General features: G+C 47.9%; 20 protein-coding genes. 3 read left to right on the forward strand and 17 right to left on the reverse strand.

Translation table 11 applies throughout. The features are described from left to right. Positions 1-211: 211 nt before the first annotated feature. Both RN22_RS03550 and RN22_RS03555 read right to left on the reverse strand, forming a co-directional pair. A complete protein-coding gene (locus RN22_RS03550) occupies positions 212-1,222 on the reverse strand; it encodes a D-cysteine desulfhydrase (protein WP_046303103.1) in 1,011 nt (336 codons plus the stop codon). A gap of 319 nt (positions 1,223-1,541) precedes the next feature. After that, the gene (locus RN22_RS03555; RefSeq protein ID WP_046303104.1) at positions 1,542-1,985 is read right to left on the reverse strand and encodes an Lrp/AsnC family transcriptional regulator; all 444 of its coding nucleotides are present in this window, start codon (positions 1,983-1,985) and stop codon (positions 1,542-1,544) included. Positions 1,986-2,171: 186 nt separating this feature from the next. On the opposite strand from RN22_RS03555, the gene yjeH reads away from it, so the two are divergent. Both yjeH and RN22_RS03565 read left to right on the forward strand, forming a co-directional pair. Further along, positions 2,172-3,422: an L-methionine/branched-chain amino acid transporter gene (yjeH, locus tag RN22_RS03560; RefSeq protein WP_046303105.1), complete on the forward strand. Its 1,251-nt coding sequence runs from the start codon at positions 2,172-2,174 to the stop codon at positions 3,420-3,422. 95 nt (positions 3,423-3,517) lie between these two features. Beyond that, a complete protein-coding gene (locus RN22_RS03565; protein ID WP_046303106.1) occupies positions 3,518-4,408 on the forward strand; it encodes a homocysteine S-methyltransferase family protein in 891 nt (296 codons plus the stop codon). Here the strand turns inward: RN22_RS03565 and RN22_RS03570 are convergent. Genes RN22_RS03570 through dctP form a run of 4 tightly spaced genes read right to left on the reverse strand, consistent with a single transcriptional unit; the run spans position 4,405 to position 8,065 of the window. Then, a complete protein-coding gene (locus tag RN22_RS03570; RefSeq protein ID WP_046303107.1) occupies positions 4,405-5,187 on the reverse strand; it encodes an alpha/beta fold hydrolase in 783 nt (260 codons plus the stop codon). The genes RN22_RS03565 and RN22_RS03570 overlap by 4 nt on opposite strands. Positions 5,188-5,192: 5 nt before the next feature. Next, a complete protein-coding gene (locus RN22_RS03575) occupies positions 5,193-6,494 on the reverse strand; it encodes a TRAP transporter large permease (RefSeq protein WP_046303108.1) in 1,302 nt (433 codons plus the stop codon). Between the two features lie 12 nt (positions 6,495-6,506). Then, positions 6,507-7,043 carry a TRAP transporter small permease gene (locus tag RN22_RS03580; RefSeq protein WP_002538841.1) on the reverse strand — a complete coding sequence of 179 codons (537 nt, stop codon included), beginning with the start codon at positions 7,041-7,043 and terminating at the stop codon, positions 6,507-6,509. A 17-nt stretch (positions 7,044-7,060) separates the two neighbouring features. Continuing rightward, positions 7,061-8,065, reverse strand: coding sequence for a TRAP transporter substrate-binding protein DctP (dctP, locus tag RN22_RS03585; RefSeq protein WP_002538840.1), 1,005 nt, complete (start codon positions 8,063-8,065; stop codon positions 7,061-7,063). 405 nt (positions 8,066-8,470) lie between these two features. Between dctP and RN22_RS03590 the strand changes: the two genes are divergently transcribed. Next, the gene (locus RN22_RS03590) at positions 8,471-9,385 is read left to right on the forward strand and encodes a LysR family transcriptional regulator (RefSeq protein WP_046303109.1); all 915 of its coding nucleotides are present in this window, start codon (positions 8,471-8,473) and stop codon (positions 9,383-9,385) included. Here RN22_RS03590 and RN22_RS24955 read toward each other — a convergent pair. The 11 genes from RN22_RS24955 to RN22_RS03645 all read right to left on the reverse strand — a co-directional run bounded on the left by RN22_RS24955 (position 9,374) and on the right by RN22_RS03645 (position 22,311). Beyond that, entirely contained in the window at positions 9,374-9,829 is a 456-nt protein-coding gene (locus tag RN22_RS24955; protein ID WP_156168161.1) for a hypothetical protein, read from the reverse strand. The genes RN22_RS03590 and RN22_RS24955 overlap by 12 nt on opposite strands. Positions 9,830-9,831: 2 nt before the next feature. After that, on the reverse strand, positions 9,832-10,431 hold the full coding sequence (locus RN22_RS03600) for a hypothetical protein (RefSeq protein WP_156168162.1): 600 nt from the start codon (positions 10,429-10,431) through the stop codon (positions 9,832-9,834). A gap of 139 nt (positions 10,432-10,570) precedes the next feature. Continuing rightward, positions 10,571-10,885, reverse strand: a complete 315-nt coding sequence (locus tag RN22_RS03605) for a hypothetical protein (RefSeq protein ID WP_046303112.1) — start codon at positions 10,883-10,885, stop codon at positions 10,571-10,573. Positions 10,886-10,915: 30 nt separating this feature from the next. After that, positions 10,916-11,797: a glycoside hydrolase domain-containing protein gene (locus RN22_RS24460; RefSeq protein WP_052737484.1), complete on the reverse strand. Its 882-nt coding sequence runs from the start codon at positions 11,795-11,797 to the stop codon at positions 10,916-10,918. A 79-nt stretch (positions 11,798-11,876) separates the two neighbouring features. Next, a complete protein-coding gene (locus RN22_RS03615; RefSeq protein WP_046303113.1) occupies positions 11,877-12,140 on the reverse strand; it encodes a hypothetical protein in 264 nt (87 codons plus the stop codon). 10 nt (positions 12,141-12,150) lie between these two features. Beyond that, positions 12,151-12,762 (reverse strand): hypothetical protein, encoded by a 612-nt coding sequence (locus RN22_RS03620; protein ID WP_046303114.1) that lies wholly within the window; start codon positions 12,760-12,762, stop codon positions 12,151-12,153. Between the two features lie 27 nt (positions 12,763-12,789). Beyond that, the gene (locus RN22_RS03625; protein WP_046303115.1) at positions 12,790-13,749 is read right to left on the reverse strand and encodes an alpha/beta hydrolase; all 960 of its coding nucleotides are present in this window, start codon (positions 13,747-13,749) and stop codon (positions 12,790-12,792) included. 21 nt (positions 13,750-13,770) lie between these two features. Continuing rightward, the gene (locus RN22_RS03630; RefSeq protein WP_046303116.1) at positions 13,771-14,181 is read right to left on the reverse strand and encodes a hypothetical protein; all 411 of its coding nucleotides are present in this window, start codon (positions 14,179-14,181) and stop codon (positions 13,771-13,773) included. Between the two features lie 15 nt (positions 14,182-14,196). Beyond that, complete coding sequence (locus RN22_RS03635; RefSeq protein WP_046303117.1) at positions 14,197-17,532, reverse strand: DUF6519 domain-containing protein; 3,336 nt, start codon at positions 17,530-17,532, stop codon at positions 14,197-14,199. A gap of 10 nt (positions 17,533-17,542) precedes the next feature. Further along, positions 17,543-19,630, reverse strand: coding sequence for a hypothetical protein (locus tag RN22_RS03640; RefSeq protein WP_046303118.1), 2,088 nt, complete (start codon positions 19,628-19,630; stop codon positions 17,543-17,545). After that, positions 19,627-22,311 (reverse strand): hypothetical protein, encoded by a 2,685-nt coding sequence (locus RN22_RS03645; RefSeq protein WP_046303119.1) that lies wholly within the window; start codon positions 22,309-22,311, stop codon positions 19,627-19,629. Before RN22_RS03645 ends, RN22_RS03640 begins: the two co-directional genes overlap by 4 nt. Position 22,312 lies beyond the last annotated feature (1 nt).

The following is a 22,312-nucleotide window of genomic DNA, read 5'->3' on the forward strand; positions in this document are numbered from 1 at the left end:
TTCGTTCCACGACCTCATTGATCTGAGACTGCGGTGCATTCTGGGATCTGAGGAAATAATAAAGGTTGATGGCACGTTGCTCATCCATAACTCACCTCCTCTTTCAGTGATGAGGTGAGTATAGATTTCAAGCTGACATTTGATAATCCACCAAATCAGGAACAGATTATTTCCACCTGGCAATAATAGGACTCTTCGCACTAGTAGTTACTTAGCTATAACTTTCGAAACCAAAGGCTTCGCGATAGCCCGGCAATGCCTGAGCGCCACCTGTATGCAAGAACACAATGTTGTCGCAGTCTTTGAATTCGCCTTTACGAATAAGGTCGATAAGTCCCGCCGCGCCTTTGCCGGAATAGACGGGGTCCAGCAAAATGCCTTCGTAGCGGGCAAACATTTCTATCGCTTCCATGGTGCTTTCCGCGGGAATACCATAGCCTTCACCAACATAATCGCAATTCGCTCTAACGTCTTCCCGTCTCACTGCACCCAAAATGCTTAGTAACTCGCACGTACTATCTGCGAGTTTAAATACGTTGCTTTCTTGTTGTTCTTGAGGAGCACGAACGCCGACACCAAGCAAAGGGATTTGGCTGTTGGTGGCGATAAGACCAGTCACCAAGCCAGCCTGTGTACCGGCAGAGCCCGTTGCGTGGACAAGGTGGTCGATCCTCAGCCCCATCTCATTGGCTTGGTTGACCAGCTCCAACGCACAGTTGACGTAACCCAATGCGCCAATCGCATTCGAGCCACCGCCAGGGATGATATAAGGTTTTTTGCCTTCGGCACGCAATGTCGCAGCAACATCTTCCATTGCAGCATTCATGTCTGTGCCGCCTGGATATTTACTGAGTGACGCACCGAACAGTTGGTCCAGCATCACGTTGCCGTTGAGTACATAATCCTGGTCTTCGGACGCAGTACGATCTTCCAGCAAGATGTGGCACTCCAAACCACATTTCGCTGCAATTGCCGCTGTCTGACGACCATGGTTAGTTTGGGTCGCGCCTTGGGTGATGATGGTGTCTGCGCCTTGTTCAAGAGCATCTGCCATCAAGAATTCGAGTTTGCGGGTTTTGTTACCACCGCCAGCCAGGCCAGTACAATCGTCGCGTTTAATCCAGATTGTTGGCCCGCCCAAAGCTTCAGAAAGGCGCTTCATTGGCTCAAGCGGTGTAGGCAGATGCGCAAAGCGCAAACGTGGAAAGCGTGAAAGGTGCATGTCGTTGTCCCTAACAGTTAAAAAGTAGAAAAAGTCATTGCTCTTTCAGACTGAGAAACTTTTTTGACTTACGCCAATACCTATATTGAAGGGGCCCCGGTTACTTTTCGGCATAACGAAAGCATAACTTTGCTAATGCTTTGATTATTTGGGATTAAGTTGACTACACAGTGCCCTGCCGTTTAGTAACATTTATCGTTTATCAAAAACGGCAGCAGCATGTTTTGTGACCAAAGTTACATTAAGAAGAGATACCCTAAAATGATGAAGGCTTTATCTAATGGCAGTGTAAAGACGTGAATGAGCAAACAAATTTCACTTACTTGGTCGTATTGAAAAACTCCGTCAGTACGATGTGGGTGACAACTTGTTTCATCTCAGGAATGGCCTGAATCTCTTCCCTAATTTTGTTGATGCGATTCATGCTAGGCACTTCGAGATACAGCATCATATCTGTTTCTCCACTGATCGCATGGCACCATTTCACCCCTTCAATACGGCGTATAGTGTCAGCGTATGCTTCGCAATAGTGTTGGCTGGTGGAGGTGTCATATTTCAACGCAAGATAAGCGCAGACCATTTCAAGGCTTTTGTTCTCCACCACATCGGCGTGGTAGCCAAGAATGACTTTGTCTTGCTCAAGCTTTTTGATTCGCGCTGTCACGGCGGAGCGCGACAAATTTACGTCCCGCGCGATTTCGCTGACGGAACGACGTGCATCCACGCGCAGTATATCCAATATTTGTTGGTCGAACTTATCCATGTTCTTCTTTCGATTCTCTTTTCACAAACTCGTTGAATTCTGCGCGAAAACCGTCACTTTGTCAGCCTCAGCAATAAAAACCGTCAATCTGACGCTGAACAAAGACACTTTGCGCGATGCTTTTTCAATCAATCAGCTTTAATCTGACATCAATAGTCAACTCACAGATACTGGCTGGGACGCCCCATGAATCAACTCAAAAAAGAAATCACATTACTGTCCGGTATCGGCCAACTTTCCACCACCCTTTTGGGTACCGGGCTGTTTATGATCCCTGCTATTGCAGCAGGCATTGCTGCTGAGTTTTCCCTCTGGGCGTGGCTTTTCCTGTTCGTCGCGATTTGCCCGATTGCCCTGACATTCGCCCAATTAGGTAAGCGCTACCCGAATGCAGGTGGTACCGCTTATTTCGTCCGCAAAGCTTTCGATAAAAGGTTAGAGCGCAGCGTAGCCTGGCTGTTTGTCAGCGTGATTCCCGTTGGTGTTCCAGCGGCTGTTGCTCTTGCCGCGGGCTTTCTGCAACAGCTTTTGCCTGAGCCGATTAATGGTTCTCTAACAGCTCAACTTCTTACAGTTGCGCTTTTGGTGGGTGTCAATTTGATGGGTGCTAAATCTTCAGGGCAGCTGCAAACGCTTATCGCCATCAGCATTTTTCTATTGGTTGGCGCTTTTCTGTGGAAAGGAGGCGTTGGTATAACCGATTTGACCATGCCCACCATCAGTGGGGAATCCTTATGGCCCATTGGTGCTGCGCTTGGTGTGATGTTCTGGTGTTTTGTTGGCGTTGAGGCTTTCGCCCACATGGGTGAAGAGTTTAAAAGCCCGGAACGGGATTTTCCTATCGCGATTATCGCAGGCTGCTTTATTGCTGGCGCAACCTACTGGGCCATGTCTGTGGTCATCCTGAAATTCGGCGCTTACGGCACCCCACAGTTTGATAGCGCTTCAATCCCCTGGCTGAGTGAAAACTTGTTTGGTCCGAACTTTAAAATGCTGATCAGTGTGATTGGCTTCTCCGCCTGTTTCGCCAGTGTCAATCTCTATACGCAAAGCTTTTCACGCATGGTTTGGGCGCAAGCTCGAGAGAACAAGCCAGAAGGAAAAATGGCGCAGGTTTCGAGCCGTGGCGTCCCCCAGAATGCGACCTTAAGTGTCGGCGGCGTGCTGGCGGCTTCCTGCATCATCGGATATTGGTCAGGCTTGGATTTGGAGTTTTTCCTCAAGCTCGCCAACAGTGTGTTCGTGTTGGTTTATCTGATGGCGATGCTGGCAGCATTGAAACTTCTGGAAGGTGCGGCGAGATGGCTGGCAGGTATTGCGCTGGCACTTTGTGTGATTGTTTTCGTCTGCCTTGGCTGGTCGATGCTATATGCGCTGGGCGTATTTGGTCTTTTGATGTTCCAGGGGAAAAAAGACACCACCAAAGCAGCCATCTAACTCGTCTAGACATCGCAAATATTTTGTGAGACCTTTCGCAAAAGTTTTGAAATACCCAAACCTATTTGGGGTACAACAAGAAAGAGCGATCACGGATGTTTGTTTTATTAGATGGCGGCATGGGGCGAGAGCTTCAACGTATCGGCGCCCCATTTTCCCAGCCTTTATGGAGCGCTCAAGCGCTGATTGAAGCACCAGATTGTGTTTATCAGGCGCACCAGAATTTTATTGATGCGGGATGCGATGTCATCACAGTCAACAGCTATGCCTGCGTCCCTTTCCACTTGGGCGAGCAGCGATATCAAGAACAAGGCTTTGAATTGGCCGAGTCTGCTGCGCAAATTGCCCGTCGTGCTGCTGATGATAGCGAGAAGAATGTCAAAGTTGCGGGCTGTATTCCTCCGGTTTTGGGTTCTTATCGCCCTGACCTTTTCTCGGCAGAAAAAGCACGCACCATCATTCAAACACTGGTTGATGCACAAGCGGGCTACTCAGATGTTTGGATAGCTGAAACCATTAGCTTGATTGAAGAATTCGAAACGATTTTCGACGTACTCAAAACCACCAATCAGCCTGCCTACTTTGCTTTCAGCTTAATGGATACTGAAATCGATCAACCTCGATTACGTTCTGGTGAATCTGTGGCGGATGCAATTCGCGTTGTGTGTGAAAGAGGCGTCGATGGCGTGCTGTTTAACTGTTCACAACCCGAAGTGATGCTCGATGCTATTGCTGTAGCAAAAAACATTATCGAAGAGTCCGGAAAAGACATTTCTCTCGGTGCTTACGCCAATGGTTTCACCGCTATTCACTCAGATCACGAAGCGAACGACTCTCTGACGAAAGTTCGTGACTTATCGGCTGATGAATACGCAGCGTTCGTTCGTGCCTGGTTGGATGCAGGTTCAAATATTGTGGGTGGATGCTGTGCAATTTTTCCGGAGCACATCGCCTATTTGGATGCACTCCGGAAGAGTCACGACTAGGTCGTCACTGCCAACTGACGTTGTTTCACTTTGTCGCTTTGCAGGAACTCAATCACCAGTAGATTGAAAATCCGCGCTTTTTCAAGGTGAGTGTTGTGCGCCGCCAGCGGCACCACGGCGAGGTTAGTATCTTTTATGCCTCGCCACAGTGTTTCGGTTTGCTCCCACATGTAGGAGCGATCGCTGTCTGGCCATAACACCAGCGTTTTCGCCTCAATCTGATCGAGGCGTCCCAGAGACTTCCACCCCGCCATTGCACGCAGTCCATTGATATAAGTTTGTGTGGACACACGTTCAGCAAGTGCCATTCCCCCAACAAAATCGGGATCCTCTTCCCCTTCGGAAAACCAGGTTCGTACGGTATCCCGAGCTACTTGCTCTGTGCCCTCTTTTTCGGCGCGTGCCATGCTGTCTTCAAGCGATTCAAAGCGCCCCGGCAAGCGGCCATTCGGACCGGTTGCGTAGAGAACTAAACCCATCACCCTGTCTTTCGCTTTTATTGCCACTTCCTGGGCAATCATTCCTCCCATTGAATGTCCCATCAGATGAAAACAGTCAATACCGAGTTCATCCAGTTTTCCCAACACGAAATCCGCAAAGCCTTCAACGCTATCCAGACCCGTTTCTTTCGCCTTTCCCCCATAGCCCGGCAAATCGAACGCGACAACGTCGAAGCGCGTTGAAAACAACTCAATCTGTTTTTCCCAATAGGTCAAACTGCTGAGAAACCCATGAACCAGTACCAACGTGGGTCCGGTTCCTACACGTATACAATTCATCGTTATTATTCCATTAACTCAGGGAGCCAAAGCGCTGTGTCAGGCAGTCCGACCAACAACAGCAGCAAAATCACTAGCGCGAAAATAAATGGAACACAGCCGACGATCACATCCCCAATGGTCACGTCATCTCTCGCAAGACTCTGTATAACAAAGAGGTTGAGCCCGACAGGCGGTGTCAGTACTGCTATCTCCATGGTGATGGTGTAAACCACCCCAAACCAAATCAGGTCAAAGCCTGCCGCATGCACCAATGGGAACAGGGTTGGCAGAGTGATAAAAGTCATGGAGACAGGTTCTAAGAACATGCCGAGAATGATGTAGAAGACCACAATCATTGCCAGCACGGCGTAAGGTGATAAATCCATTTCAACGAACAACTGGGTAAACTGTTGTGGGATTTGGTGGTAGGTCATCACAAAGCCAAATAACACCCCTGATGACAGCAGCAAGCCCAAGTAACCCATGGTCTGCATCGTCGATTTGAGGGATTCGAGCAAACCTTCCCAACGAAGGCCACCAAAGCAAAATGCCATGATGAGCGTGATGACCGAAGAAACTGCCGCCGCTTCTGTTGGTGTCGCGATACCAGCATAGATTGAGATGGTGATGACTAAACCGATGATCATCACAGGCGTCAGCGCAGACAAGGCCACCAGCCAAGGAATCGGCTGAATGCTTTCTTGTCCCGGAATATCCTGAGGTGCAACCTTCCCCCACACCGCGACTATGATGAAAAACATGGTCACCAATACCAATCCGGGTACCACACCCGCAATAAACAGCGAGCCAATGGACTGATCTGTCACAATGCCATAGAAGAGCAAGATCAAGCTCGGCGGCAACAGAACACTTAGCGTCCCCCCTGCTGCCAACACACCGCTCGACAGGCGTTTCCCATAACCCAGCTTCAGCATTTGCGGCAGGGCAACACCACCGATAGTGAGCGAGCCGACCATGCTCGAACCACATACAGCACCGAAGCCTGCACACGCACCAATACTGCCATACGCCGCTGCACCGCGTAGCGGCAGTTTACTGTGCATAAACCAGTAAAGATTGGGACCAATCGAGGACCGGCCTATCAATTCACCAAGGAAAACGAACAGCGGAACAGCCAGAAGAATGTAGTCAAACCACACGCCCCACAGTTTCAGTTCTACCGTCACCAAAGAGGATTTCAGGCTTAAGATATCGAGCAAAAACGGGATTGATGCAGCGGCAAGCGCAAAGGGGATCGGCAAGCCGATGATGATGAATCCCATCAACAATCCCAGCATACCTAGCCCGACTACGTACCATTCCATAACACTTCCTTGTTATTGTTTGTTTTGGCTGAGTTCAGCGTTATCCGTTGCCGCTCTTCCTTGCGGCTTACGAGGTGGCCTTCCAGCGAGCAGCAAATAGGTTGCTGTCAGGCAGAAAGCCATCAGGGATAACACGACGGGGATCCAGAAATAGAATCGCGGCCAGAGAAGAATTTCGGATGCCGCACCGGAATCAATCGACTTGAACATGGCTTTCGCTGATGCAGTAAAGAAGAATGCGCCAATCAGCAACATCACCAACATGTTCAGCTTGTCGACCCAAAATTGCAGGGTCGCGGGTAGCTTGTCGCGCACGATCCCCACCTTGGGATAGGCATCATTCAGCAGCGCATACGAAATACCGAGAAACGCGACAGGCACCAGTAACAATGCCGTCGCTTCTGTCACCATGCCGTCTGGCGAGTCGAGGATATAGCGAACTCCAACACCGTAGCTGATCCAGACAGCCTGGATCAGCACGATAACGGCACCGCAGTAGAGCAACGCTAGAGATAGCCGGTTCAAAGCCTTTAACAGGTTTGATTTCATACTGCGCACCTCTTCAATTATTCGCTGTGCGCTGCAAACAAGCTCCGGACTTTGTCAGCCAGTGGCACGCCACAGGCGCCATTTACTTCCGGCGTCCATTTCTCCTGAATACCCGCGAGAAGCTCACCGGTACGTTCTTCAGACATGGAAACCGCTGAACCGCCGTTCGCCATCACTGCATTGCCGACTCGCTCATCAACCCAAGTTTCATAGCGCGGTTTCAGCCAGGCCTCGGCTTCCTTCGCCGCTTCCTTCAACGCTTTCTGGTTATCTGCGCTAAGGCCATCAAACTTGTCTTTGTTCATCATGTAGATGATGTTGCCGTAGAACATGTTGGCGTTAACCATGTAAGGCATGACCGACCAAAGTTTCCATGAACTGTATGTCGCGACGCCCATGTTGATGCCATCAACCACGCCACGCTCTGCTGACTGGAACACCTCTTTCGGTGCAACGAACACTGGCTTGCCACCCCAGGTTTCGATCATCAGGCTCACCAGAGGACCGATTGAGCGAACCAACTTCCCGTTCAGCTTACCGATGTCGGATACAGGCTCTTCAAACCACCACTCTTGGTCGTAGGAATAGTTAGAGTTGATCAAAGGGATAAGATCAGCCTTTGCCGCTTCCGCTTCAATCAATGCCGCGTAATCAGCATCAAGCTCGATTTGTTTTTCAAGGTTAATAGCAACGGGATACAACGAAGTAACTCGATAGCATGGCAAACGCTTATCTGCAGGAATCCAGCTAATATCCGATACGCCACCTTGAACCGCATCTACACCTTCGCTCCAACCATGCAAAGTGCCGGATGGGAAAACCTGAACTTTTAAGTCACCATTGCTTTTCTCTGCCGCAAGTTCTGCAAATTTCTGGAAGCCTTGATAGCGAATGTCGGACTCGTTGACATAAGTGGACAGGCGAATGGTTTCTGCTGCTTGAGCGGTGAAAGGTAAGGCACCGACAATGGCGACACTTAATGCGCTTTTCAGAAAAGAACTGACGTTGTTGCGGTACTTCATGAGACTTCTCCCTAGTCTGATTTTCCATGCTTTGCAGCTTTGGACATTCGCTGCGGTTCATCCATATTGGTTTTCGGCCGCCGAGGTAGCGTGCGGCTAAAAACACTCAATTAAGCATGGTCAGGAGAGCTAATTTTGCATCATGCCAATTCGGTTGCCCTACATGCCGAAAAGTTATGCCTCCAAATAACTCCCATAAATTCATAGCATTAAACACCGAAACTTCACTCACCCTAGAAAAGAAAAACTTTTCACACTTATCCTTAAATTTGGTGGTGAATAGGCCATTTTCTTATCTTTAAGCCTACGGAAAGAACGCTTTCTGATAGCTTTAATAAATCGAAGGAATGAAGTCCACGAACGACATTGGCACCAAGCCACGCTGTAACTGGCTCGGAGGGAGTATTGGATTTTAAACTATTGGAAGATTTTGTTTGTCTGGCGCATTCAAGCAGTTTTACGTCTGCCGCCAGGGAACGCTTTGTCACCCAACCCGCGTTCAGTCGACGCATTAAAGCCTTGGAACAATGGGTAGGCACAGATCTCGTGAACCGCGACTCTCCGCAACTGGAACTCACGGAACAAGGCAAAGCCTTTTTGGTTGAAGCGGAAGAGATCCTCAATCGACTGCACCTTGCCAGAGAATCTGCCCGGGCATTGAAGAAAACCCGAACCAATGAGATTTCCGTTGCTGCACAGAACTCGATCGTTCAAACGGTCTTTATGTCATGGATGCATGAAATCGAAAAAGAAGTCGGCCCTGTTTATGTGAAACTTTCGTCTGATCGTCTCGCTGATTGCGTAGAAATGTTCAGAAATGGGTCTGTTGATTACCTGCTTTGCTATACCCACAACGAGCTTGGAAACGCTATTGATGATAACCGTTTTCAAAGCACAGTGATCGGCCAAGAAACCTTGGTTCCAGTCTCCCTAGCAACCAACAAGCAACCCATGTTTCATCTTCCCGGTGAAGCCAATAATCCGATTCCTTTGGTGGCTTACACTCACCAATCTTTGTTTGGTAAATCAATCGACCAATTGCTCGACAAAGAAGCGTGTTACCTAAACAGACGCTATGAAAACCCCTTCGCCCATACCCTAAAATCCATGGTACTCGGCGGCTATGGCTTAGCTTGGCTCCCCTATTCATTTGTGAAGGATGAATTGGTGCGCGGAGAGCTTGCACTGGCAGGCGACGAGAAATGGAATATTCCCTTTGAAGTCAGGCTGTTTTATAGAGAGCCGTCAAGCCCTCTCGAAAAAGTCGTTTCAGCAGTATCAATAAAACTACATGTTGATAATGCTTTATTATTCAAATAGAACAGGTTGTTGAGGGGCTTCGTTATAATCCAGCCATGGGTAGTGTTCTCTCAATGCGGGATATTTGCTATTTCTATGAAGGACTTCTTTGTATAATTCAGTTAATTTCAAAACTGAGCCAGTAGTTTGGGATTCAAAAAAAACATAGAGCTGGTTTTTATCAACAGGATTGACTGTCACCCAAGAATCAGCCATCTTCTCATTCAAAACACCCTCAATCGCCATCATATTTAACACATGTTTTGGCATATGATTACTTCCAGGTGATCCAGGTGTTGTTCCATTCACTATTGGCACAACATCAGGTAATCCTGATGTTGTGCCAGTCCCGCTTGGATAACATTTAGTATCGCCACTAATATCAAGACAATAACAATCCCCATGCGAATTGAAACTAAAAACTAAAAATAACAGAAGAATTTCATTTCTATATTTAATGTTCACAATCACTCCCTCAAGAAGTTATTTTTAAATTCATCATAAAAGCAAGTAGGAATTTCATTCGGTTCTCCTTTATGTATTTCCCCGCAGAGTGTAAATAACTTTTTAGTTGCTTCAAGTTCTCCGCCACCCTTCAAAACCGCGCCATAACCCGGAACGCCAGCTGTTTGATATTCGTTCTTCATAACTGCCCCCAGCGTAGCCATCGTTGCACCGATAACAAAGACGACGATGCCTGTCGACCCTGTCCTGAAGTCAAAAACAATGTCTCCAAAACCTCCCTTCCCTGAAGCCCCTCCATCATTTATCCCCAAAATTATCATCATCATTCCTATACTTATAACGGCAAAACCAATATTTATAATTGCAACCTTCATTACCTGCTTATTAATCATGGTCTTTTGATTAGAAGACTCAACAAAGACCAGCGAGATAAAAGCATAGTCATTGGCATTAGCAAGCAATGACCTCATCTCATCATAATTATCAATCATATTTTTAAACTCATTTTCCGAGTTTACTTCTTCTGTCAATCCATCCACGCCATTTGCCGCTTGATATAATGCAATCGACGGAAGAACCACTCCAAAAAGCAGCAATGCCATTGTCCTGGCCTTTGCTAGAAACTTTAATTCACTCGGCATAAAAAACACCTATCTTTATTTGAATGTTCACATCAACTCTGATATTCCAAACCCCAGCCATTCGTTTTTCGGGTCGCAACAATTCTGTATTCGCCCAAGCCTATCTCGCAGCCTGTGAGACCATAATGGCCATTATTACGCGTGCTGATTTACCGATTTGGCTGGTTGGGGTTTGAGGTGAGAGCTTTTCAAATCCTGGGTTTATTTCTCTCTCGTTCGGCGAATCGTGAACACCAACCGACAATACTCTTAACGAACTTACAGTACATTCAGAAACGATAAGCGCGTTCTCAGCTGTTGTCTTTTTACTTGAAGACAACAGCTCACTTCCAACACGTGAAAGAATGTTTCCGCTTTTCGCATCTTGTTTGAGCGTACTACTCAGCGTCACTTTTTTCTGTAGGGCGAAAGACATCAATTCAAATCCAGCAGTTTTTGGACCTGACTAGACGTGTTCCAAAAACACTGATGAAGCAAAGCCATCAACTTGACCGTCACCTTCAATATCTACCCTTGCCCAGCCATCAGTTACAGAAGCGACATTAACTGTCTGTCCAGAACGGAGTCCACCAATGACATCAAAATGAGTTCCCGGCCCTCCACGGAGTCTTAAACCTTGTCGGGCGATTACTCGGTACAAGCTTCCCTGCTGTCGATTGATTGAGCTTGGGATTACATAGTGATAATCGATTGAAAAGTCGCCAAAATCAGAAGCGTTAGGATTGACTTCATTAAAATCGACACCAAGTCCACAGAGTTGAGTAGCAGGTGGTATTTGACAAAGATCGTATTCACCATTTTTGTAGGCTTTCTTTGTCCCTCGGAACCCTCTAGACATAGATAACCAAACCAAGCTAACAAGATTTTTATTCGACAGTGTTTTTCCAACTAACCCTGAACCATATACACCAATTCGGTATTCAGGACTTTCCCCTCCCTCTCTGGAAAAGGCCTCATCAACCCCTTCAAAATATGGGATAATATTGGAATTAAGCTCTGCTTTGCTCGCATCGAAGTCAACAGCAAAGTAGATAGCTGAATTTTCAGGTTGAGAGATACTGTCACGGGCATAAGTGTATGCTCTTTTTCCTGCCGCCAGACCTTTTGCCTTAGTAAAGTCCGACAATTGATTTTGTCGCTGCTGGAAAACAGTCGCTATTGTCATCCCTTGACTGCAAATGTGTTCTGCCTCTGCCAACGTGAGACATTTTTCTGGTAAACCGCTAGAATTGCTGAAATTGTAATACCTTATAACTGTCTTAACGTCATGAGAGGAAAGACATGAAAGTTTTGAACTTGTGTTCCATGGTGTATCGATAATATTCATAGATACCTCTAATCAATGAATCAATTTCAAAACACTGGAAAAGCATAGAGTTATATTAAACCAGAGTTAATAGGGTAATTCAGACTGCTTTTTTTATGAGGTTAACTGCTATTTCCGCAAAACCTGATATTTTTCTTATGCTGTCTGCTTTCTCTTCGTTAGATAATTTCGAACTTTTTACGACACTTATCAACTCAGCCAATTTCTTATGATCAGTTCCTTGAGGGATAACACCTTTAATCTCCTTCTGAGTCAACTTTAAATGACTCGACGCTGATTCAGAAAACTCCTTCAAGGATTGTTCTCCAGCACTTGCAATAATCTTTTCCCAGTCACTAGACATAATCGTACTCCTAATTTAATTTTTCATATATTGATTCCAGAAGAGATTGACCATCTTCTGATACGGTTCCAGCTTTAATAAGATATTCGTCAATCTTTTCATCTAATTCAATCAGATTAACTTTGCCATTGGTTAGCTGTTGGGTTTTTAAAAGAGCATCGTTTTTCGCTTCATCAACATCAACGGCAGACTGAAGAAGTCCTGTGATTGTGCTATTAGCCTCTATCAATAGATTGTACTCTCTTGTTAACTCATCGATAACAGCTTGCCTAAGAAGATCCAATTCATTCTTCGACTTTTGAGATCTAATGTAAATTGCATCAGTTTGATCTTTTATTTGATATAATTCATTAACACCTAGTGGCTTTGAGTTAGGTTTGGCCACTTCATTAGCAATTATCCCAAACAACTTAGAAACAGCAGCATCCCTGTCGGCATCGACCTGAAGTTTCTTTTGATTGAAGTATTGGTTGACTAGCTTTAAATTTGACTCATGGATATTTGTAATTCCAAAAGACACTTCCTGATTTAATGTCACTGAGTCTTTAGGTATGTTTGCACAGCCAAGCACCAAAGTAACAGAAAAAACTGATATCAACTTTATTAACCCCATTACAGACATAATATACCTCCTCCTTTTAGAATCCACTTATAGAACATGACTTCTATTCGCTGGCGTCACTCTTCCGCTACGTATAGCATCGACCATATGTTTGATAATAGGGCTGGGATTACCATCATTGTCGTCAAGAAAGTATGTGTGTCCTTTCAAATCAAATCTTGTATTAAAGTTATCACAATCAACCTCGTAAACATTTTTAGGTAGCTTGGCTAAGTCCTCTGGACCTGTCATACCCATTCTCCGAGATACTGTTCTATTTTTAAGGTTTGCAAGTTTTGAGGCAGGCATGGCCAAGTCATCATTCGCGTAATAAACAACTACATTTCGACTCGAATCTACGATATATCTTCCGTCTTCATTTTTCTCTAAGGTTTCATTCTCCACATCCGCAGCTATCATAAATACATTCCTGAATAATTGAGGCATATTCCCTGAAGAAAACTTCTCAGACCAATTCAACAATGCATTTTGTAACGTCCTATTCCCCATAGAATGGGCAATAATGTTTATTCTTTTTAAACAAGGAATTTCTTGTTGCTTTTTGTCCCTTCGCCATTCATCGAACTTACCAAGAAATCTTGCAAAAACAGGCCCGCTTGCATCTGCCGCATCCTGGTCATCCCAATAGTCGTCTGCAAAGGCAATGGCTAAATCATCGTCACACGGCCAAATAATTGGGACAACGTAAACAAGGTCAGGCTCTTCTGAATTTATTAAATCTTGTAGCTTTTGAGCATTTGAGAATATGGTGGGTTCCATATTATTGTTGAACCCATGTATATAGAAAAGCAACTGTGTCTTTTGAGGTAGCCCTTTAAGCTCTCTGAAGAAACTGTCACTTAAAATCTCTGTGTAGCTATCTAGACCATTTCGTCGACAGAAGTAAATATATTGTGCAACAGCAGTATTGTTATAATCGAAGCTGATATTTCTATTTCTCTTTGACTTAGCAGATTGCCTTGGTGTTCTATTAGTAATAAAAAGCATAAAATTTATCCTATATTGTGATCACTTCTTCGTCGGCCTTCTTTTCGGCGTAGTCGGTGGAACCTTTCTCTTCGTTGTTGCTTTTAGCACCGCCTCGGTATTTACCTTCGGCGTTCTTGGTGTGCGAGGCTTGGGATTTGGTTTCGGCTTTTCTTCGGTTTTAGGTTGTTCTGGCTCCGCGACCATCTTTTCGAACCGCTCTATCTCAACGAGCTGTTTTTTCTCTTGTGTTATCGCTTCATCCATTTTCTTGTTGAATGCTGCACGTTGCTCTTCCAGTTCTTTGATACGACTTTCAACCTTTGCCTTTTTGGCCGCAGCGGCAGTGCGGGTTTTCACGACCGGATTCTTCACGTTGTTCGGTTGACCCGCCTTTTCCATTTCGCTGATGAGCGAAAAGTGTTTTTTCAATACTGTGCTTGCCTTTGCCATGATTTCGCTCCTTGGTTATGCCTGAGTATTGAAGCCAGACTCAGGCGCAGGGAATTCAGGGTGATTGATGATTGAGCCGCGGACGACGTTGCCGATAAATGGCCCTTCCATGCCATTGAAGTTGAACGAGGGAAGGAAGAAAGTGCCGGATTTGACGTGATTACCCATCACTGATGCTTGGCTCCCATTGAGGATGACCGTCGCGCCGTTCGCGATGTTGTCGTCGTTGTTTCCGACGTGCTCGATGAAGTTGTTGTTGAATAGGACACGTTCAAAACGAACACGAATAATGTCGTTCAGCCTGGTTGAAAGGATTTCCACTAAGGTGTCAGCACCACGACCAAGGAATTTATTGTTGGCTACCTGACAGGCATAGCCGAGAAACACCACGCGTCTGTCGCCAAAAGGGAATGAAATTTCCATCAGCCCCTGCATCAACAAGGCGCGGTCTTCCAAAACACGTTCCCGCGTCAGCAAATCAGAATAGGAAACCAGATTGCTTTCCACGCGGGCTTCAAGCACATACAGCGCGCCGATACCGACGGTTCTTCGCTGATTCACCACGTCGTCTCGACCCACACCCGTGTTCAACACTTCATTGGATTCAATGTGACATTCACCGAGGTGGAACAGGCTCATGATCGATGAAGCAAAAATACTGGCACCAGATACGCCGACATAATTCAGTCGATTTCCAATAATGCCCGCTCTCGCAATACACAGAAGAACGACTATCCCGCCGTGGGTACAGTTGGCAATTTGATTGTTAATGATATCGATGCGAACACAGCGCTCACAGAAAATCGCGGCACCATCATCACGGATTTGATTGCTGTTGATTTGAACGTCTTCACACTCACTCGCAAACACTGCCAATGTAACGGTCACCAGGGTGTTATTTTCGATACTGACCAAGGTACATTGCGTTGCCGATACCGCGAGTTCCGTACCTCTGTCGCCCGAAATATCGTTGTTGTCGATACGAAGCCCAACGACCTGCTCGGCGATGACGCCACCACTGCAACCGTGAAGCCAGTTTTGCGCAACCGTAATGCTGCCAGTAAAGAGTTCACCGTCGTCACTGCCGATCATTATTGCGACTTGGGTTTCAACCTGTTCTTCGGTTTGTATGCGGTTGCGCTCAATCAAGGTGCCAACACCACGAACCATGATGCCAGTGCTCTCTTCCGCCAACAGAAGGATCTGATTTTCAGACACCGTGCCGTAAGCACAGTTAGATTCCACAGCAATCGCATCAAGTTCACCAGCCATTCGACTGAGTGTGATTCGATTTCCTTTTACTTCACTGTATGAAGCCGTTGAGAACGAAGCGCCGGCGGGTTGATTGTTGATCACCACCCCTTGAGCGAAGCCGTCAATGTCGTTTTCAATAATCCTCGCCCTGCCGGAGATTCGGGTGACAGCAATACCAATCAAACCGGGCAATTGCTCCGAATTGAAACGGACAAGACTGTTGTTGATGGTCAGATCTTCTCCACCATCACCAATCCAGACACCGATCGGTGAGCCTTCAAACTGACAATGGCTGACCCTCACCCTCTGACAATCAAACAAACCAACAGCCGGGTTATCAATCGATTGAACACTCCCATCGAGCGTCAGCACCCGGCAATCTTCTACCAAGCTGTCCTGAACCGTTCTCAGTGAAATGATGCCTTCTGGCTTCTCAGTCGCCCCTCTGTTAAGAATGGCGATCGTTGAGAGATGAATACCGCTGAGAGCACTACCATCGTCGGATTGCACTGCAATAGCAGATTCACTGGAAAGGTTTCTGATTTGTGCGCCATGGCTTTCCCCATGCAGCGTCACGTTTGGATAGCGGATTCGGAGTGCTCGACGAATGGTATGAACACCCACTTTCAGGCACACGCAACCACCAAACTCTGGGGAGAGGCTATCTAACGCGGCTTGAATATCTTCGCCCGGACGAACCACGACGGTGCAGCAGCCGGCTGTGCCAATCTGGTCACGGCAGTCCTGAAAAATCGGCTCAACAAACTCTCCTCCCAGAACATCCAGAACCGCCAGTCGGCAGTAGTGGTGATGGAAGGCCTGTGGAGGCGCTTCTGTCAGCGTTTCTACCGAGCTGTCTGCATAGCGGGTGATAAAACTCCAATTGTCGCTGACATGGTATTCTCCAGCGCCATCTTCGAGAGATATAGCCACTTCCACGCCATCTTCTAGCGCGATGAATGTGCCTTCTGGTGCTGGGATTAAACCATCACTTCCTGGCGCATCAAGATTAACGATTTCATTACCGTCAGTGTCCAAAACCACGCCAGATTGATCCCAGCGGCGCAGTATTGGATGAATAGACTGATTAGCGGCATTCGATGCGGGCATCAGCATAATTTCGCCAACGCCCAAAGGGTTTGTCAGCACAACGGTGTTGGTCGCATCATTCACAGAAAGGATTTGCACCATGGTGCCAGGGTTACCTTCCAGCACTCGCACATCATCCGTTATTTCAGCCCAATCTCCCGGGTTGAATCTGAGGTAATCGTCTTTCGCTACCTGCTCTAAAGTCAGGGTATTGTTTGCAGGTTGCGCGAGAATTCGTCCGGCAAACGCACCATTAACACGGGACCATTTCAGCAGTGGCACTTCATCTTCATTAGTGTCATGCACGGCCACCATGTAGGTGCGGTTTTCCAAGCCTCGATAACCGCCTTCTGGTGGCAGTAAGCAAGGATCATCGACCGCTGATGCTGGGTTGGCACGGGTAGAAAGACGTGCAGAAGAAGGCTCAGTAAACGCTTCCCACCCTTCAATATCTTCGTCATCGGTATTGCAGGTGACACCGTCATCCACAGCGAAGAGTTTTACCTGCCAAACGGTTTGTACCCGGGCGCTGGTATCTAAGCCAATGGCAGGGTCGATGAGTTCTGGGTCTTCAAGAAACGTGACCGGACGTTTCCAAACATCCAGAAAAGCCAAATAGCGACCATCTTCCAGTTCAAGCGGTTCCATAATGGGAAGATACGGTTGCGCATCAAAAGGGACAGGTTCTGAGCTCCGCAACTCTTCCAATGGAAGATAGAAGTCGTGTTCCCCATGACCGAAGTTTTCTGCCATTAGGCCATCGACATAATAGCGGCCGGGGTGGATCAGCAATTCTCCACCAGAGATTTCAACCCGGAAACTGTCCGGCAGATGAGCCGGATATCCACTGAATCCGGCTAAATCGATGGTTTCTGCACGAAAGCGTCGATCAATAATCGCAGCGCCTTCATTGAGTGGCGTATCCGACACCACCCTTCCCTGCATTGACACCAGTTCGGAGTAGTTATGGCGTGGGTCAAACGTTTTTCCTGAGATATCTATAGCCATGAGTTCCTCCTCAGGTCACATAGATCAAGCCCGCATCAAGGCCGATGGGTAGAAATTCATTGAGACGAAACAGCAAAGCATCGTGCCGCTGCGGGTGATAGAGGTGGTGATAAACGCCCATTTCACTGCCACTGTCCGCACCGCGCCGAATTTCCTGAGGGGCGGAAAGCAACAATTGACCATAGGCAGGGTCGTTGTAACGGGTTGATGTAAACGCAGGCACAATGCGTGCGCGAACACCCCGAATAATATGAGTTCGCGCCGAGTAGGAAAGCTCCTGCCGTATCCTGACTTCTTCTGCTTCCACCGCTTTCAAAGTCGCAAGTTGTGGCTGACAGCGATGTTGACGTGGCACTCGAGAATCGGGTGGAATATAAGAAAACCTTGCACAACCCATCTGTCGTTGAAGCGCCCAGACTGGCGCTCTCCAATCGTCACCTTCCGCTAACGCCGCATCCAGAATACTGTTGGAAATCAAGGGGAATGAGCGGGCACCTATTTTACCAATCACGGTGGTTTCACAAAGTGTCAGCACACCGCCATGACTGGCACCATCAAGCGAAGCGAAAGCTGTTCGCGAATTGGATGTGGCGTCCAGAATGCTGTCTTTTATCGTGACAGCAGCGCCTTCGACACTGCGAATTCCGCCCAGAATGGAACGTTCAATTTCAATAGTCACATTGGGAATTTCAACCACCAGCGAAGGCTGCTCTGGCGAAGTTGGCTCTCCGTTAATGTCCAACGAAAGCCCTGGCACAAGCGTGACATTGCGCAGCACCAAACGGCGAAGTGCGTTGTCGCCAGTATCGGGGATCAACAAACGTCCACCTGTTACCACTAATCCATCAAGGACAATCTCTGCTTCTTCACCGCCAATGAGCGTCATGTCATCGCCATCAAGATCAACAAAGGCGCGATGCCCATCAGCCGCACGTAGAGACAATGTTTGGTCGGCATTGACAGAAACATTCAGGGCTTCGCTGAACACATGGGAAACTCCAATTTCCGCTACGCCACCGTTTTGAATCAAATCCAAAGCTGGCTGAATGGCATCGCCTTCGCCAATCTCTTGGGAAGGCGTATCGAAGACGATAAAGCCTTCGCTTCTAGGGTAAGACCCTCCACCGATATCGGCAGCAGCACCATAGTGATAGGTCACTTCGATGGTGTCCGGCACGGGTATTGAGGTCGGAAGTGATAGCCTGCCTAACTCAGGATCAACGGAAATACGGTCGACTGGCGAATGCGCCCAGTCAGCGCCGTCATCACTCAAATTGCAGATTTGGAGTTGATTAGCCGTCTGCAAAATCCCGTCAATCACCACCGCAAAAGCATGAGGATAAAAAGTCGCCAAACGCGAACCTGCAATGCTTCTTCGTTTCAGCGCCATAGGCAGGTTTTCTTCTTCTGCGAGATGATTGATATTTGGCTCTGGGATAGGCTGATTGAACAATTGGGTATTGCACCCCAGTGGATTGAACAGGTAGCGTCGTGCATCCACCTGATAGGCAGGCACAATGGATTGACGATGATAAGCGAGACGCCACATGAATACACCGACATTCCGGAAATGATGTTGCCCTTCACTCTGACTGATTCGCCCCACTGCGGTGCTATAGCTGGCAGAATCAAATGCTGTGCCAATGGATTCACACTTGGCACTGTTTCTCACATCCAAGGTGTAGTGATTGTTTGGACGAAGTGCTGCCAAATGCTCAGGTCTCGACAACAGGCGGAAGAATTCCACTACTCTGGCGGGATAGCGAGTGGTGTCTGTCGCCAGTTGCTCTAACGCTAAGGCAACACCACGACGACGGGTGATGCGGATCTGATTGGCAGCAGACGCGCGTTGGCTGACACCAGGGATCTCCGGACCATGCCGATAACCCACCAACTCGCCCAGATATGGTGCCGCCCATTCGTCACAGGTTTCAATAAACTGGTTGTCGTAAAGCCGGTCAATATCATGCTTCACGATAGCCGCCTGCTCAGCCAATATTTCCATCAGCGCTTTGAGCGGGAAGCCCTGCTCTTCATCACGCCGACGGTAAACCTCAGGCAAGAGGTTGTATAAGGATTCCGGTGACAAGCTACTCATAAGCTGGCCTCCATAAAATCAAGCGCTTCAGGGTGCAGGCTTAATATGGTGGCACCTACGACTTCCCCCGAAATTATTTCGGCAACGGGAGCGGCAATGCCGTCATGACGTGTCGGCGTGTTTTCGGTGTAGAGTCTGTCAACCACCACCGCATCTATGCCATCTACTTTGTGGAGCAAAGCAACCACTTCACTGGCAAAAACCGGTTGGCCGAAATCACGAGCTTCAAAGGAAAGCGCATCCCGAAGCTGGCTTTCCGCTCGGGAAATCACATCATCAGCAAGATAGTTTTCGTTGACTTTGATTTTGATGCCCAGGCGGAAGAACGTTTGCCTGAAACTGCGCAAGACAAAACGGGCAAATGGGTCACCAGCCGCCACCAAAGCTTCCGTTAAAGCATCGTGTAAATCGCCACCTTCAGGTACTTGAGCGCCCTCTTCTGCTGCCACGGTGACCACAACTTGAGGCCCACTGCTCAGATGCAGCCATTGCGATGTCGCCTTGACGATGCCGCCATAGGCGCGGGAAAAATCGGCATAGTCTGTCAGGGAGACCACACGTCCCAAGGTTCGGCAGGAAAGCGGTGCACTGACGCGGATTTCATCGAAGCTTTCAGGGTCAGCCCCACCTTCCGCATCAAGTAAATTGTTTACGCCCTGCAAACCCAAAGGTTGGGACATGAGTAGATTAAGTTGCCCTGCTTTCACCCGTCCTTCCAAACCCAAGGTTTTACGGTAGCTGGCTAGGATATTTTGTTGCCCTTTGCCCGGCATAGCCCCCATCACGCCATCACCAAACGCCACATGGCTGTAGCCGTTTTCATCGATGCGTAACGTGTAAACCCGATCTGTTGGCGAAGCATCGAGGAAGTGCGGCACTTGCTTCCACAGGATCTTGTTAACGCGGATTTCCATCGTTGGCTTCACGCCTGTCGCCGTTGCTGCTGGCACAAAGGTTTGAGGCGTTTGTTTGGCAGTGAAGGCAAGATGCGGCGTCGCACTGCCATCGCCCAGTACTTCTGCCACCGACTCACCTTGTGTTGCATCGGCGATGTTGGCGTGGATGCGCAAGCTTTGTGGCAAATAAGCAACACCAATCGGCGCAGAAAACGTTAGTGTAGATGTGCTGTTTTCATGCGTGATAGATTGGATTATCTGTGTTGTCACCACAGGCTCTTCTCCGAACCCATCCGCTTGACCCTTCAGAATCACTTTTCGCCCTTCTTCTGCAGTAAACATACTGTTCAGCTCCAACGAGATACTGTTTTCATCCATTGGTTCAGTGATAGGCGGATCAGCAATATCAATCCATTCGCTGGCACCAAAACACGTGGTGCCACGGATGGATAAATCGTTAAAGTGATCATCATCGTTCAGGGTTAAACGCGAGCTTTTACCTGTGACAGAAAAGAATGAAGCAGAGGTTTCGGCAGTGTCTGTCACGTTATAGCGCGACCATTTCCTACCGTCTTTCAGAACAACCGTGCTGCCTTTGCTGATTTCAGACACCGCACGTTCCAGATAGACATGGTTGCTGTCGTCTTCATCCATCACATTGAGCATGCCATCCGCCCACTGAGCATCTTCCAACCCGGCATAAGGGCCAGAAACAACGTCCTCTACAATCACATCACTGCCACTTTTCTTGAATACAGGCGATGTCCCCGTCAACGAATAATGGAGCGTATCGAGTGGCGGCGCAGCGTGGCCGAAAATCGCCGCTTTGGTTCGGAATACCTGAACCTGTCTGACGGTTTTAGATTGCGCAGCCAACGCAGAAAAGAAGGCTTTCTCACTGGTTTTTTCTTCCATCAGCACGGTGCGAAGCTCTTTTCCGTTGATGGCTTTATCAACATATCCTCCCACTTCGGCAGCAAATACTGTGGTGATGGTACCCGTCACACCGGAATGTGTGGTGACTAGTGGCCCTTCACCGACTGGCGATACGTCTAGCCAGGTAAGATCTTTCGCATCTGGGTCTTTGGCGATGTCAGCTAACACAGGTGTCACTGCGTTGATGGTGGCAAAGACCTGCTGCTCATCGTCGGAGACAAAAAACACGGCGTCGCCCGGTTTCAAATTGAGATTGGTACCCGGCAATGGAATACGAGTCGTGCTTGCCGTCAATGGATGTGGCGCAGTGAGCCTAGGACGCATCGCATTCCAAGCTGCCCGCGCTGTCAGGTCTTCCAGCGTTTCGTAGATAACAGGCTTCTCGTCCTGCCCTGGCGTACTCTGCACTTTGGTGCCTGCTGGCACTGTGATTTCTTCCGGTATTCCTTCACCCGCAGCGATGGTGAAAGCCAGATCTGCTGTCGCTGCTGCGCCAGGATGAGGCGCATAGTCAATCAGCATCGCCATTTCATGAAGTGAACCGGTTTCCATCGAGGTGTTAACGTAGGCTTCGTTCAACCACATTTCGTTGTAGAAGGTCAGCACATCACAACTGGCGGCCCAGGCATCAATGAGTGCCAACGAAAAATCGCCAGAATCGCGGGAAGTCAGTACACCCAAAGCGCCATATTTGGCAGAAGAGAGTCTCGCAGTCATGCTGGCGTAAAAGTCGTGGTATCCGCCGCTTCGATAACCGATTCGGGATAAACCTTGAGTATTTTGTGGCGCTTTTGGTGTCAGCACCTCAATGCCGCTGCAAGCGCCACAATGTGATTCATGGTTTGCCATA

This window comes from Grimontia sp. AD028 (assembly GCF_000973155.1).
GTDB classification, from domain to species: domain Bacteria; phylum Pseudomonadota; class Gammaproteobacteria; order Enterobacterales; family Vibrionaceae; genus Enterovibrio; species Enterovibrio indicus.

What these genes read in the sequence shown, in the direction of transcription:
- RN22_RS03550 (WP_046303103.1), bottom strand. Translation starts at nt 1,222, where the DNA reads ATGCACCTTTCACGCTTTCCACGTTTGCGCTTTGCGCATCTGCCTACA.
- RN22_RS03555 (WP_046303104.1), bottom strand. Translation starts at nt 1,985, where the DNA reads ATGGATAAGTTCGACCAACAAATATTGGATATACTGCGCGTGGATGCA.
- yjeH (WP_046303105.1), top strand. Translation starts at nt 2,172, where the DNA reads ATGAATCAACTCAAAAAAGAAATCACATTACTGTCCGGTATCGGCCAA.
- RN22_RS03565 (WP_046303106.1), top strand. Translation starts at nt 3,518, where the DNA reads ATGTTTGTTTTATTAGATGGCGGCATGGGGCGAGAGCTTCAACGTATC.
- RN22_RS03570 (WP_046303107.1), bottom strand. Translation starts at nt 5,187, where the DNA reads ATGAATTGTATACGTGTAGGAACCGGACCCACGTTGGTACTGGTTCAT.
- RN22_RS03575 (WP_046303108.1), bottom strand. Translation starts at nt 6,494, where the DNA reads ATGGAATGGTACGTAGTCGGGCTAGGTATGCTGGGATTGTTGATGGGA.
- RN22_RS03580 (WP_002538841.1), bottom strand. Translation starts at nt 7,043, where the DNA reads ATGAAATCAAACCTGTTAAAGGCTTTGAACCGGCTATCTCTAGCGTTG.
- dctP (WP_002538840.1), bottom strand. Translation starts at nt 8,065, where the DNA reads ATGAAGTACCGCAACAACGTCAGTTCTTTTCTGAAAAGCGCATTAAGT.
- RN22_RS03600 (WP_156168162.1), bottom strand. Translation starts at nt 10,431, where the DNA reads ATGGCATTGCTGCTTTTTGGAGTGGTTCTTCCGTCGATTGCATTATAT.
- RN22_RS03605 (WP_046303112.1), bottom strand. Translation starts at nt 10,885, where the DNA reads ATGTCTTTCGCCCTACAGAAAAAAGTGACGCTGAGTAGTACGCTCAAA.
- RN22_RS24460 (WP_052737484.1), bottom strand. Translation starts at nt 11,797, where the DNA reads ATGAATATTATCGATACACCATGGAACACAAGTTCAAAACTTTCATGT.
- RN22_RS03615 (WP_046303113.1), bottom strand. Translation starts at nt 12,140, where the DNA reads ATGTCTAGTGACTGGGAAAAGATTATTGCAAGTGCTGGAGAACAATCC.
- RN22_RS03620 (WP_046303114.1), bottom strand. Translation starts at nt 12,762, where the DNA reads ATGTCTGTAATGGGGTTAATAAAGTTGATATCAGTTTTTTCTGTTACT.
- RN22_RS03625 (WP_046303115.1), bottom strand. Translation starts at nt 13,749, where the DNA reads ATGCTTTTTATTACTAATAGAACACCAAGGCAATCTGCTAAGTCAAAG.
- RN22_RS03630 (WP_046303116.1), bottom strand. Translation starts at nt 14,181, where the DNA reads ATGGCAAAGGCAAGCACAGTATTGAAAAAACACTTTTCGCTCATCAGC.
- RN22_RS03635 (WP_046303117.1), bottom strand. Translation starts at nt 17,532, where the DNA reads ATGGCTATAGATATCTCAGGAAAAACGTTTGACCCACGCCATAACTAC.
- RN22_RS03640 (WP_046303118.1), bottom strand. Translation starts at nt 19,630, where the DNA reads ATGAGTAGCTTGTCACCGGAATCCTTATACAACCTCTTGCCTGAGGTT.
- RN22_RS03645 (WP_046303119.1), bottom strand. Translation starts at nt 22,311, where the DNA reads ATGGCAAACCATGAATCACATTGTGGCGCTTGCAGCGGCATTGAGGTG.